At 53.5% G+C, this 12,468-nt stretch carries 10 protein-coding genes; all 10 read right to left on the minus strand.

Going from position 1 to position 12,468, the window contains the following annotated elements:
• Window positions 1-2 precede the first annotated feature (2 nt).
• The 10 genes from wcaM to fcl all read right to left on the minus strand — a co-directional run bounded on the left by wcaM (window position 3) and on the right by fcl (window position 12,466).
• Entirely contained in the window at window positions 3-1,397 is a 1,395-nt protein-coding gene (gene wcaM / locus JSN25_RS19180; protein WP_204525255.1) for a colanic acid biosynthesis protein WcaM, read from the minus strand.
• A gap of 11 nt (window positions 1,398-1,408) precedes the next feature.
• The gene (gene wcaL, locus JSN25_RS19185) at window positions 1,409-2,629 is read right to left on the minus strand and encodes a colanic acid biosynthesis glycosyltransferase WcaL (RefSeq protein WP_069323500.1); all 1,221 of its coding nucleotides are present in this window, start codon (window positions 2,627-2,629) and stop codon (window positions 1,409-1,411) included.
• Window positions 2,626-3,906: a colanic acid biosynthesis pyruvyl transferase WcaK gene (wcaK, locus tag JSN25_RS19190; RefSeq protein ID WP_069323499.1), complete on the minus strand. Its 1,281-nt coding sequence runs from the start codon at window positions 3,904-3,906 to the stop codon at window positions 2,626-2,628. The genes wcaL and wcaK overlap by 4 nt, the downstream gene beginning before the upstream one ends.
• 23 nt (window positions 3,907-3,929) lie before the next feature.
• Window positions 3,930-5,408, minus strand: coding sequence for an MOP flippase family protein (wzxC, locus tag JSN25_RS19195; RefSeq protein ID WP_204525256.1), 1,479 nt, complete (start codon window positions 5,406-5,408; stop codon window positions 3,930-3,932).
• A gap of 1 nt (window position 5,409) precedes the next feature.
• Window positions 5,410-6,804 carry an undecaprenyl-phosphate glucose phosphotransferase gene (wcaJ, locus tag JSN25_RS19200; RefSeq protein ID WP_137347031.1) on the minus strand — a complete coding sequence of 465 codons (1,395 nt, stop codon included), beginning with the start codon at window positions 6,802-6,804 and terminating at the stop codon, window positions 5,410-5,412.
• Window positions 6,805-6,858: 54 nt separating this feature from the next.
• Window positions 6,859-8,229 (minus strand): colanic acid biosynthesis phosphomannomutase CpsG, encoded by a 1,371-nt coding sequence (gene cpsG, locus JSN25_RS19205; protein WP_137350810.1) that lies wholly within the window; start codon window positions 8,227-8,229, stop codon window positions 6,859-6,861.
• A gap of 130 nt (window positions 8,230-8,359) precedes the next feature.
• Window positions 8,360-9,796, minus strand: a complete 1,437-nt coding sequence (gene cpsB / locus JSN25_RS19210; protein WP_038641772.1) for a mannose-1-phosphate guanyltransferase — start codon at window positions 9,794-9,796, stop codon at window positions 8,360-8,362.
• The gene (gene wcaI, locus JSN25_RS19215; RefSeq protein WP_204525257.1) at window positions 9,796-11,022 is read right to left on the minus strand and encodes a colanic acid biosynthesis glycosyltransferase WcaI; all 1,227 of its coding nucleotides are present in this window, start codon (window positions 11,020-11,022) and stop codon (window positions 9,796-9,798) included. The genes cpsB and wcaI overlap by 1 nt, the downstream gene beginning before the upstream one ends.
• Complete coding sequence (locus JSN25_RS19220) at window positions 11,019-11,498, minus strand: GDP-mannose mannosyl hydrolase (RefSeq protein WP_204525258.1); 480 nt, start codon at window positions 11,496-11,498, stop codon at window positions 11,019-11,021. The genes wcaI and JSN25_RS19220 overlap by 4 nt, the downstream gene beginning before the upstream one ends.
• 2 nt (window positions 11,499-11,500) lie before the next feature.
• Window positions 11,501-12,466, minus strand: coding sequence for a GDP-L-fucose synthase (fcl, locus tag JSN25_RS19225; protein WP_204525259.1), 966 nt, complete (start codon window positions 12,464-12,466; stop codon window positions 11,501-11,503).
• Window positions 12,467-12,468 lie beyond the last annotated feature (2 nt).

Below are 12,468 nucleotides of genomic sequence, written 5' to 3' on the forward strand. Positions count from 1 at the left end.
GGTTACCTCCCCTGTCCCGGTAGTCGGAAATTCACCGCTTCAACATTAACCACCTGATGGTTTATACGGTCAATGTCAACTGAACTTTGCCCGGTTTCGTTTACCGCATGGATATTCGCCAGTGATAGCAATGTATCCTGTTTAGCCATAAATTTTCCGCGTACATCCTGGCGAAGATCAAAATGCATCTTTAGCGCAGGTCCCGTCGTGGATTGCTGCATGACCTTGATGTTACGTAAGAAAAGGTGTTGCGGTTGGTTGTGCAACTCCAGCGTGGCGCGCTTCATCGCCACATTAGTGATGGCCACAAATGACGTGGCATTGCCCGAGGATATCTGCATGCCGCGTAATTTGTATTCCAGTTTTGAGTTATCCAGATGAATATTATTTAATTTAAAGTTTTGCGGAATGGATAAATATCGTCCTTTGATGACGCCATAGCCAATGAGCATACCGGCGCTATTCTCCATATTGATATTATCAATAACGAAATTATCACACCCATAAATCGCGACCGTTGCATTATCAATGCCCGCTTTCTTACTGAAATCCGGAGTGATATTTCGCGCGGTAATATTACGAATGACAAAATGTTTGCCGTTCTCCACATGGACTAACTGTCGACAGTCGGAACCGGTGATGTTCGCCACCACAAAGTTTTTTACCGCCAGTTCCTCGGGATAGCTATTGTCATAAGTACTCCCCGCCAGCCCGATACCGATGCCCCAGTTCACATTGCCGTTGGTACAGTTGATACGTTCGATAACATGGTCAGAAATGAGGATATTGCTGTCGTTAATCGCCACATTCCATTCGATAGCGTCCCCTTGTAAATCGCTAAAACGGCTGTTCGTGATCTTTACGCCGTCCATGCGGTTATGAAAGCCCTGACGCAGGATCCCATAGTTAGCGCGCGTGACGGTAATATCATCGATCGTCAGATTGCGCATCAGCCTTGAGGTTTTGCCGCCAATGTAGATTTGCGTCACCGGAGCAAAACCACTCATGGCAATCCCTTTTATCACGCAGTCCGAACCCCGCACATCGAGAGTAACGTTCCTCAGGCTACCGCCCTGCTCGCCCATGACCTTGCATCCATCCTGCAGAACAAAGCGCCCACGCCCGTTGCCGCTTATGCGGCCTTGCACCGATAGCGTTTTGCCTGGCGGAATAACAATCGCGGTATTGATATTTTTACATTCCAGCCCTTCGGGTACGACTACCGTTTGCCCTTCCGTGAATGCCTGCCTGAAAGATGCGACCCAATCCTTTGGGTTGTAATCCTGAATATTGACGCTGCCAGATGATTCAAGCGCCCGGCTAATGGGAGAGTGCAGCACGACAAGCGCAGAGCCTGCCGCCAGAAAACTACGACGTGAGAGTTTTTTCTCTGACATACAACCTCGATTTACATCGTTTGCAGCAGGCTGGCTAACTGTTTATTGATCGCTAACTGATTAAATTCAGCTTCAATTTTTTCTCGAGCGCATTGCACAATCGGCTGCACCTGTTCACTGTCGAGCAGGCTGAATGCCGCTAACCGTTCAGCCAACGCCTGGGCATCGTTTTCCGGTGCCAGCCAGCCAGATTTACCCGACTCCACCAGCTCAGGGATCCCGCTGTGAACCGTCGAAATGACCGGGATCCCCACCGCCATCGCCTCCATCAGCGCTACCGGGATCCCCTCCATATCGCCATCCCTGCCAGTAATCGAAGGCAGCAGAAATACATCTGCTTGCTCAAGCATCTCCTTCACCTGATGACTGGGTTTAAAGCCGGGCATCTCAATCACATCATCGAGTTGGTATTGTTCGATCAGCGTCCGCAGACGACGTTCCCAGGGACCAATGCCAAGAATGCGATAGCGAAATAAGACGCCCTGCTCTTTCAACTGCCGACAGGCTTCGATGGCGACGTGCAGCCCTTTTTTCTCGGTTAAGCGCGCGACAGAAATAATCTCCAACGGCGCGGCTGGCGATTTCAGTTGGCGCGGGGTAAAGCGCGTCATATCGATTCCCATACGCGAGACGGCAATTTTCTGCGGCGGACATCCCATGTTTTTTAAACGTCCGGCCCAGAGATTGCTGATGGGCAGCATCAAGTCACCGCGCTGAAACAGTTGCTGATATTCGGGGGTATAGCGGGCCAATACATCCCGGTGCGAAACATCAACGCCATGAAATACCGTGGCTATTTTACCGCGGATCATTCCAAGCTCACGCAGTTTGGCAGCCGTCACGCCTGCCGGGCCAAAGTGCGCAATAAAGACATCCGCCTGAAATGCCTGCGGATTCCCACCGCAAATAGCCGCCAAAATCAAATTGCGCGCCTCGTCGCCATAGCGAGAGATATTCAGCGCTTTCCAGGTGGCTGCGCGGGTGATGCCCTGCAATGCAGCCGCCGCCCTGAATTTCAGCTTTGCCAGTTTGCCGTCCGGTTCATTCAGCAACCAGCGCGTTTTGTCGCCCAATTGGTAGGTATTAAATGAGGCATGCGTATTTTCAAGATCGCCCTTATGCATCGCGACAATCTCCACCTCATAGCCCATATCGATGAACGCAGTGATCTGATTTAATACGAAGGTCTCTGAGGAGAGTGGAAATTTAAGCAGGAAAAAACCAATCTTCATTTTTCCCCCTCAATGCGCGTTAATACCGACTGCACCATACGCACCCCACGTTCGCGTTCACGCATAACCGCGTCCCCTACCCGTATGTTCAGGTCAGGAAGCTGTCCGAGAATATCGGCGACTTTGCCCTCGAGGCTGCCATCCAGCAAATGGCGAATATCGACGGCCATCTCCGGTAGCCCCAGTTGCTGCATGATCCCTGCCGATTTATGCTCATAGTTAATGGCGATGGCGGGCGTCATAAAATTCATCGAGATGATGGCTGAGTGCAGGCGAGTGCCCACCGTCAGGTCGCATGCCCCGAGAATTTTTCCCATCTCAAGGTCGTTGAGTTCATCCATTACCACATGATAACGGGCCGGGTCGTTAACATGCTGACGCAGGTTCAACGCCACCATACGATCATCTTTGTTGTAACTATCGATACCGGTACAGGTTGACAACGCTATCACCTGGTACCCTTCATCGAGAATGCGGTTCACTACCCCGGCAAAGGCTTGTTCATAAGCCTGTTGCGTCGTTCCCAGACGCTTATCAAAGGGCGCCAGCTCACGCAAAGTAATGGCTACAGTCTTCTGTTTTGCCACCATTTGCAACCAGTGCTGTACGGCATAGCCTGGCTCAAAATCCTCATGATGATTGTCGACCAGCCAGGCGGTATCCACGCCTGCCTCAACCTTTTCCGTGGTTATTGCGCTGCGTTTCATCAGTTCCAGACTGACGGATTCGCGCAAAATCAGCGCGTTACAGTGGCCAAAAACGTAGTTCGCCAGTTGATTAAACTGCTCATCCTGGAATGGCCCCACGCTGTGCCCAATCATGTACAGCGGTTTTTTCGCCATAAATGAACACAGGGCATGTTCGAACTGCGGCACGCCATACAAATCAACAAAAAACGATCCGCCGACCTGGATAATGGCGTCATAGCGCGACAACAGACGGACAAAATCGGTAAATCCCTGGGCGATAGCGATGTTGCGCAGATTACCAGAGTCGGTGACGCGCGAGAGCAGCACCTGGTGCTGATAGCGACGGCGCAAGACCTTCTTCACTCGACCCATCACGCCCGCGGCGTTGTTGTGTTGCTTCATCTGCGAATATAATGGATCGCCCATCACCGGACGATTGAGTAACCATGAGGAGCTTACCGGGTAGCGGCTCATAACATCGACTTCAGTCTCGGGACGCTGCGCGTTAATGGCATCCAGCAAACCGCGCAGAATAGCGCTATCCCCTCGGTTCCCGCAGGTATGGTTGCCCAAAATTAATAGTTTCATTATGACCTCTTAAAGCGTTGTTCTTATCCTGCACGGAGCAAGGTTTTCATTTTTTCACTGCGACAGAGCTGGCGTTTTATTTCCACCACCAGCGGGTGGCGCGACAGCACAATCATCACCGCAAACGCCAGCGTTCCCGCCGCGATTTGCAACCCCAGCACCGCGCTTAACGGCAGTTGGTTGCGCAGGGTAAAACCCAGCGCATAGCTCACAACAACGGTTGGCAAGGAGAGATACAACGGTAGCCACAGACTGAGCATATACTGACGGTAGCTGGAACCCAGAACAGGTTTGATCATCACGAAATAACTGAGGATGGTGTTAATCACCTGAACCAGCAAAAAGCCCAGCGTCACGCCTGTCGCCCCCGCCAGATGTCCACCGATGAAAATGGCCGGAATAAACAGAAAGGTTTTGAACACATTGAATTTGAAGCTGATATCAACCCGCGCCTTCGCCATCAGCAGTGAACCGATCGGATTCCCGACAGAGCGCAGTAGCCCGACAATGCACAACAATTGCAGGACGGGGACAATACCGTTCCACTTCTCGCCAAATACCAGCGGCACCAGATTGTTCGATACCACCATTAATCCCAGCAGCGCCGGAAAATTGATGATCCCGACCACCGACAGTAGTTTGTAAAAATTCACCCGCAATTTTTCGCTGTCGTCCTGAATTTTGGCAAACGCCGGAAACAGAACGCGGGTAATGATCGGGTTCAGTTTGATTGGCGGTACAACCGCCACGTTCCAGGCAAGATTGAATCCCCCCGCGACACTTGCCCCCAACGTTCTGGCCAGCACCAGCGTAGAAAGATTGGTATTGATATAATTAATAATGCTATCCGCCGTCAGCCATGCGCCGAAACGTAGGTTTGACGAAACGGAAGCCAGCGAGAAATGCAGCCCCGGACGGTAAATCTGGCGACCAAAATAGCCGAACAGCAGCGTACGTAGCGTACTGTTCACCAGATACCCAAGAATAGCCGTCAGCGCGAGCGGCCAGAAATGGGCGCTCACCACGGTAAAGGTAAAGCCGGCCAGCACCGAACTGGTCTCAATCATGCCGATTTTGTTAAAGGCCAGTTCTTTTTGCATCAGCGCGCGAAACTGCTGGCCGTGCGGTATCACCACAAACGCCAGTGATAACGTTTTGATGAGCGGAGCCAGTTCGGGGTTATTGAGTACGCTGGCAATTGTCTCGCCAAGCAGAAACATCGTCACGCATACCACAATACCGAGTCCGACATTGAGCCAGTACAAGGTGGTCAGTTCAAGGTAGCCAATCTCTTTGCGCTGAATAATGGAGTTGGCAATGCCAAAGTCAGACAACGTGTCGGCCAGGGCAATGATCACCAGCGCCACGGTTAACAACCCGAACTGGTGATTATCAATAATCCGCGCCAGGACGGTCATCTGGATAAGTCCGAGGCCAATAATGATCACCGTGGCAATTGCCGACCACTTCGCGCCATTCAGCGTTTTTTCTCGTAAGCTCATGTTAATACGCCGCTTTGTTCACAAAGCCTTTAAATATCGTCAGAAAAACAATTTTGATATCGAACCATAAGCTCCACTCGCGAATATATTCGAGGTCAAATTCCACACGTTTTTCCATTTTTTCCAGCGTATCGGTTTCCCCCCGCCAGCCGTTGATTTGCGCCCAACCGGTAATGCCCGGCTTCACCTTATGACGTAACATGTAACCCTCAATCAGTTGGCGGTACTGTTCGTTATGCGCCACCGCGTGCGGACGTGGCCCGACGATAGACATCCCTCCCGTCAGCACGTTAATAAACTGCGGTAACTCATCCAGCGACGTCCGGCGCAGAAAATTCCCCACCGGCGTCACGCGTGGGTCGTTTTGCGTCGCCTGCGTCACCACCGCGTCGTTTTCCATCACTTTCATTGAACGAAACTTCCAGACTTTGATCGGCTTCCCATCCATGCCGTAACGGGTCTGGCGGAAAATTACCGGTCCTTTTGAGGTCAGTTTCACCAGTAACGCAATGCCACACAGCACCGGGGAAATCAGCAGCAGGATCATCGAGGCCAGCACGATATCTTCCGCACGCTTCAACAGACGGTTAATGCCCGAGAGCGGCGTGTCATACAGCGGCACCACCGGAACACCGTTCATCTCTTCAATCCGTGAATGCAGGATGTTGAAGGTAAAGACATCGGGGATGAGGATCACTGAGCAGGTCGTGTCGGCCAGATCGCGCACCAGTTTTTTCACACTGGCGCCATCGTTCATCGACATGGCGATATAGACGTTATGAATGCGTGAAGCTTTAGCGTCATCCACCAGTTGTTGCAGATTCCCGGCCCAGTCGCGGGAGTTTTTCCCTGGAACAGGATCGTGATAGACACCGGCTACTTCAAACCCCAGCCACGGTTCATGGCGAAAGCTGTCCAGTAGCATTTGCCCGGCGGGCAGGTTGCCTGCCACCGCAACCCGGCGGGTGTTGTAACCGCGATTACGCAGCCATCCCGCACCGTAGCGAATAAACGAACGGCTCAACACCAGCCCCACGCTTGACAGCAGATACCACGCCAGCCAGACCGCAAGACGGTTATCGAAATCGTTATTAAAGGCAATTAAACCTGCGCTAAAAATCAGGCTCAGTGTCCAGTTTTGCAGCAACAGCACCAGCTCAGTGGATATTTTGACGCCGCGCCATGAGCGATAAAAATCCGTTATCCCGCCGAGCATCTGAAAAACCACCAGCGTGATCAACGCCACCAGCAGGTGCATGTACAGGAAAGGCAAACCGCTTAATTCGCAGATTACCCATAGCCCGCCAAACATGATGGTGATATCCGAAAAACGTTGCACCATCGAAATTAACGACGCATTGGTTTTGGCGCGTTCGCGCTTCTTTAGATGTGTCATCGTGGTTCCTGTTAGTCGCCTTTGGCCCATAACCGGGCAAAGGAAGCACCGGCATTACTGATTCAGCAACGCCAGAAGAGTGCGCGTTCGCGCTTCCATCAACGGAATATCTCCGCGCGATTCCACGTTCAGGCGCACCACCGGTTCGGTATTGGAAGAGCGTAAATTGAAACGCCAGTCGACAAACGACATGCTGATGCCATCCGTTCTGTCCACCGTCAGCGCTTCCCGGGAAAAGTGCTGCTCCACCCGCGCTATCGCTGCCGTCGGCTCCGCCAGCGTGCTGTTTATTTCTCCACTCGCCGGGTATGCCGCCATCCGGTCACGGACCAGTTCGCCCAGCGACTGTCCTTTCAGACACAGCAGCTCCGCCACCAGCAGCCATGGGATCATCCCGCTGTCGCAGTACGCAAAATCGCGGAAATAGTGATGCGCGCTCATCTCGCCGCCGTAAATGGCATCTTCATGGCGCATCCGCTCTTTAATAAACGCGTGTCCGGTTTTTGACATCACCGGTTTACCGCCTGCCGCCGTCACCACATCCACGGTGTTCCAGGACAGGCGCGGGTCGTGGATAATTTTCGCCCCCGGATTCTTCTCCAGAAACGCTTCCGCCAGCAGACCGACAATGTAGTACCCTTCTATAAACTGGCCTTTTTCATCAAACAGGAAGCAGCGGTCAAAATCCCCGTCAAAGGCAATCCCCATATCCGCACCGTGTGCAATCACCGCGTTACGCGTGTCTGCCCGGCACTCCGGCAGCAGAGGGTTGGGAATACCGTTGGGGAAATTGCCATCCGGCGTGTTGTGAATTTTGATGAACTCGACCGGCACGCCCAGCGCCTTAAAACGGGCTTCAATGGCATCCACCACCGGGCCTGCCGCGCCGTTACCGGAATTGAGCACCAGCTTCATCGGTTTCAGGTTGCCGGGATTGATATAACCCAGCAGGTGGTCAATGTAGGCATCGCGAGGATTAATCCGCTGGTAGCGGCCACGTCTGCTCTCATCAACCGCCGGGAAGTCATTCGCTTCCGCCAGACGCTGCACGTCGCGCAGACCGGTATCGCCGCTGATGGGCCGTGCCCCTTCCCGCACCAGCTTCATGCCGTTGTAATCCAGCGGATTATGGCTGGCGGTCACTTCAATGCCGCCATCAACGCCAAGATGGAAAGTGGCGAAATAAATCTCTTCGGTGCCCGACATGCCAATATCCAGCACATCCACCCCTGCATCCTGCAGGCCTTTCGCCAGCGCCAGCTTCAGCGCCTCGCTGGTCAGGCGGACATCGCCGCCGAGGACGATGGTTTTCGGCTGCAGAAACTCGCCGTAAGCGCGGCCAATACGCCACGCAATCTCTTCATTTAACTCTTCGCCCAGTCGGCCGCGGATGTCATACGCTTTAAAACAGGTCAGTTTTGTCATGATTTACCCTTTTTCAGGCAACAGGAGGCCCTGACTCTTAATGAGCCTTTTTAACAAGTGTTAATGCATTGCCCGGTGCGCTTCCCTTACCGAGCCTACGCTGTTGCAGGCCGGATAAGCGCATCCGGCATCAGGCGCGCCCGTATCTGTCCGCAAACCGCACCACATCATCCTCATCGAGGTAAGATCCGGAGCGTACTTCAATCAGATCGAGCGGGATTTTTCCGGGGTTCTCCAGACAGTGGGTCGCTCCCAGCGGAATATAGACAGACTCGTTTTCAGCGAGCAGTTTGATATCATCATTAATTGTCACTTTCGCGGTACCTGCAACCACAACCCAGTGCTCAGCCCGATGATGATGCATCTGCACGGACAATCCCTCGCCAGGCTTGACGGTAATTCGCTTGACCTGGTAACGGTCTCCGGCATCAATGGAGTCATATTTGCCCCACGGACGATAAACTTCGCGGTGAATGTGGTGCTCATGGCGCCCGTCAGCTTTAATTTTCTCCACCACTTTTTTGACATCCTGTACCGCGTTGCGATCGGCAATCAGTACCGCGTCTTTGGTTTGCACCACCACCAGATCTTTCACCCCGACGGTCGTCACCAACCCGGATTCGGCATAGACGTAGCTGTTTTCCGTTTTGTGGCTAATGACATCGCCGTGATGCACATTACCTTCAGCAGTATGGGCGCTGATTTCCCACAATGATGACCAGGAGCCGACATCGCTCCAGCCTGCATTCATAGGCATCACCACCGCATCGGCCGTACGTTCCATTACCGCATAGTCCACAGACTCTTCCGGGCAGGCGAGAAACGCCTGTTCATCAACGCGAATAAAATCGAGATCGGGGTCGACGGTGCTCATGGCGTTTTCGCAGGCCTCAAGAATATCGGGACGATACTTTTTCAATTCTTCCAGGTAACGGCCTGCCCGGAACAGGAACATCCCGCTGTTCCAGTAGTAGTCGCCGCTTGCCACATACGCCTGTGCGGTTTCCAGATTAGGTTTTTCAACAAACTGCGCCACCTCAAAAGCCACCGCGTCAGTATTCGACGGTGAAACCTCGCCTCGACGGATATAGCCGTAGCCAGTCTCCGGTTGGTCCGGGACGATACCAAACGTCACCAGCTTACCCGCACTGGCATACGGCATCGCATTGCGAACCGCTTCGCGAAATGCCTCTTCGTCGGCAATCATGTGATCGGCCGCCAGCACCAGTAGCAGCGGATCGTCACCCGGACACTGACGTTTTGCCGCCAGCGCAGCCAGCGCTATGGCTGGCGCAGTGTTGCGTCCGGCTGGTTCGAGAATAATGTTCTCGGTCAGTTTGTGCAGTTGCCGTAACTGTTCCGCAACGATAAAACGGTGTTGTTCATTACAGATAACAACCGGGCTTTCGCACTCCACACCGTTCAGACGGCAAATCGTCGTCTGCAACATGGTGAGATCGCCTTTCAGACACAGGAACTGCTTTGGATACAGTACGCGGGACAGTGGCCATAAACGGCTACCCGAGCCACCGGCCATGACTACCGGAAAGAGTTTGTTTTGACTCATCATGTACCCCGAATATCAGCAATAAATTGATTCAGCACGTTTTCTTTATCCAACGAGCGTTCGGCATACTCACGTGCCACCGTGTTAACTTTTGGCATGGTTAGCGCCTGTTGAATCCCGCCAACCAGCGCATTGACTGATTCCGGCTCGATACACACCGCGATGCCAGGATGAGCGTCACACAACTGACCCAATTCGGTCTCAGGCTCAGCGGTAATCACCGCGTTACCGCCAACGGCGAGGATATTAGTCAGTTTGGACGGCAGTACTGCATCCGCCGCGCCACGCTTTTGTACGACCAGATGACAGTCCGCGAGCTTGAGCAGCGCAGGCAGCGCTTCATAAGGTTGCAGCGGAAAGAACATTACGTTGCGCAGGTCGCGTTCGCTGACCATGGTCTCCAGTCGCGCTTTGCCCCCGCCCTGCCCGACGATCGCGAACAGCCAGGGTTGCTCACTCAATTGGGCCGCCGCGTCGATGACGCACTCAAGCCCCTGCTTTTCACCGATATTGCCCGAGTAGAGAATGATTTTTTGATCCGCGGGCAATCCCAGTTTCTGGCGCAACGCCAAAGCATCGGCGTCGGTCACGTCACGAAAGCGCGCCACTTCCGACCAGTTAGGAAAGAAAATAACCTTGCGTGGCGCAACGCCTTTTTCCATGGCTTTGCGCATCATGGAACGGGAAATCGTCGAAATATTGTCCACGCTGTGCAAACCACTGCGTTCAAACACGCAGGCCAGTTTCGCCACCATACCGCGCTTGCCTTTGCCTGCCATGCCAAGTCCCAACATGGCATCGACTTCATAATCCTGAATGTGCAGCAGCGTGCGCGCGCCGCTGAGTTTTGCCAGCAAGCGCATCCCCGGCGTACAAAACAGCGTCGGCACCACGCCGATGATGCGATCCGGCTTCCAGCGACGTTGCGCCAGCAGCGGGAAGAAACTGCTCAGGGCGAAACTGCCCAAATGCAGCAGACGCTTGAACGTTGAGGGTTGCTCAGGCACATACAGCGGACAACGCCAGACGGTGGCATCCCCCTCCTCGCGACGATAGCGCCAGGATGAATAGCGACCATTAACTTTCCATTGCGGATAATAAGGCGGCGCAGTGATCACCCGCACGTCATGACCTTGTTGCGCCATCCACTCCACCATTTCACCGGTGTACTTACCGATACCGGTCAGCTCCGGCGAGTAGTTAATGCCATACACCAGGATCCTCATAGCCCAGGTACTCCGCTCTGGCTTACCTGGCAGAAGTAAGCCCGGCTGTTGGCGTGTACGCTGTCACTGGCCTGAATCTCTGTTGCCGCCAGCCAGCGGTAGGCATCATGTTGTGCATCAGGCAGTTGCAGGTCGTTTTCTGATACGCGCAGACGAAATCCCAGCACGATGTAATGCGTTGAGAAATCATCCCCGGAAAAGTTGTCGTCATAGAAGTGCTGCCAGACACCATAAAACTCAGCGGCGGACAGCGGTAGACGCAACCCCAACTCAGCTTCAGTCAGCCGTTCAAAAGCCGCATGTAGCGATTCATCTTTTTGCACACGACCGCCGGGAACAAACCAGTAGCCCTGCGCCGGACGATTGAGACGCTTACCGAGCAGAAACTCTCCCTCGGCGTTTTCCACGATCAAGTCGATAGAAATCAGCGGGGTTGAACGTACGACGGTGGCAAAATCCTCATGACGTAAAAACATGCTTACCCCCGATAACGCTGCTGGTTTTCAAGGAACCACTGCCAGGTGCTGGCAAGCCCTGCCTCAAGTGATATCTCGTGATACCAGCCCAACTGATGCAAACGCGTAACGTCGAGTAATTTGCGCGGCGTCCCGTCCGGTTTGCTGGCGTCAAACACCACGCGCCCCTTGTAACCCACTACCTTGGCAATGGTCTGGGCCAGTTCACGGATGGTGCAGTCCACGCCGGTACCCACATTGATATGCGACAGCATCGGCTGGGTATATTCCTGCCAGACTTCATGAGCCAGCTCCATTACGTGGATGCTGGCCGCCGCCATATCATCCACATGCAGAAACTCGCGCATCGGCGTGCCGCTTCCCCACACCACCACATCCGGCGCATTTTGCTCGCAGGCTTGGTGAAAGCGGCGCAGCAGCGCCGGGATCACATGCGAATTGCTTGGATGAAAGTTGTCATGCGGCCCGTACAAATTCGTCGGCATCACCGAGCGATAATCACGGCCATACTGACGGTTATACGATTCACACAGCTTGATGCCGGCTATTTTGGCAATCGCATACGGCTCGTTGGTCGGCTCCAGTTGCCCCTGCAAGAGTTCGCTTTCTGCTATTGGCTGGCTAGCATGTTTGGGATAAATACAGGATGATCCGAGAAACAGCAGTTTATTCACGTTATGCAGATGCGCCGCATGAATAATGTTGCTCTCAATCATCATATTTTCGTAAATAAAATCAGCTGGATAAGTGTTATTGGCTACAATTCCACCCACTTTTGCCGCCGCCAGGTACACCTGGTCAATACGTTCAGCGGCGAAGAAGTGACGCACCGCGTCTCCATCCAGCAGGTTAAGCTCATCTCGGGTACGCAGCACCAGTTCGACATTATCTCGTTGGGCCAGCTGTCTTACGATGGCGGCCCCCACCATCCCGCGATGGCCCGCCACAAAAATACGTTGTTTCTTCATCC

It is taken from the genome of Citrobacter cronae (assembly GCF_016893685.1).
In the GTDB taxonomy this organism is placed as follows: Bacteria; Pseudomonadota; Gammaproteobacteria; order Enterobacterales; family Enterobacteriaceae; genus Citrobacter; species Citrobacter werkmanii.

Coding starts and splice junctions, on each gene's coding strand:
- wcaM (WP_204525255.1), bottom strand. CDS start 1,397: ATGTCAGAGAAAAAACTCTCACGTCGTAGTTTTCTGGCGGCAGGCTCT.
- wcaL (WP_069323500.1), bottom strand. CDS start 2,629: ATGAAGATTGGTTTTTTCCTGCTTAAATTTCCACTCTCCTCAGAGACC.
- wcaK (WP_069323499.1), bottom strand. CDS start 3,906: ATGAAACTATTAATTTTGGGCAACCATACCTGCGGGAACCGAGGGGAT.
- wzxC (WP_204525256.1), bottom strand. CDS start 5,408: ATGAGCTTACGAGAAAAAACGCTGAATGGCGCGAAGTGGTCGGCAATT.
- wcaJ (WP_137347031.1), bottom strand. CDS start 6,804: ATGACACATCTAAAGAAGCGCGAACGCGCCAAAACCAATGCGTCGTTA.
- cpsG (WP_137350810.1), bottom strand. CDS start 8,229: ATGACAAAACTGACCTGTTTTAAAGCGTATGACATCCGCGGCCGACTG.
- cpsB (WP_038641772.1), bottom strand. CDS start 9,796: ATGAGTCAAAACAAACTCTTTCCGGTAGTCATGGCCGGTGGCTCGGGT.
- wcaI (WP_204525257.1), bottom strand. CDS start 11,022: ATGAGGATCCTGGTGTATGGCATTAACTACTCGCCGGAGCTGACCGGT.
- JSN25_RS19220 (WP_204525258.1), bottom strand. CDS start 11,498: ATGTTTTTACGTCATGAGGATTTTGCCACCGTCGTACGTTCAACCCCG.
- fcl (WP_204525259.1), bottom strand. CDS start 12,466: ATGAAGAAACAACGTATTTTTGTGGCGGGCCATCGCGGGATGGTGGGG.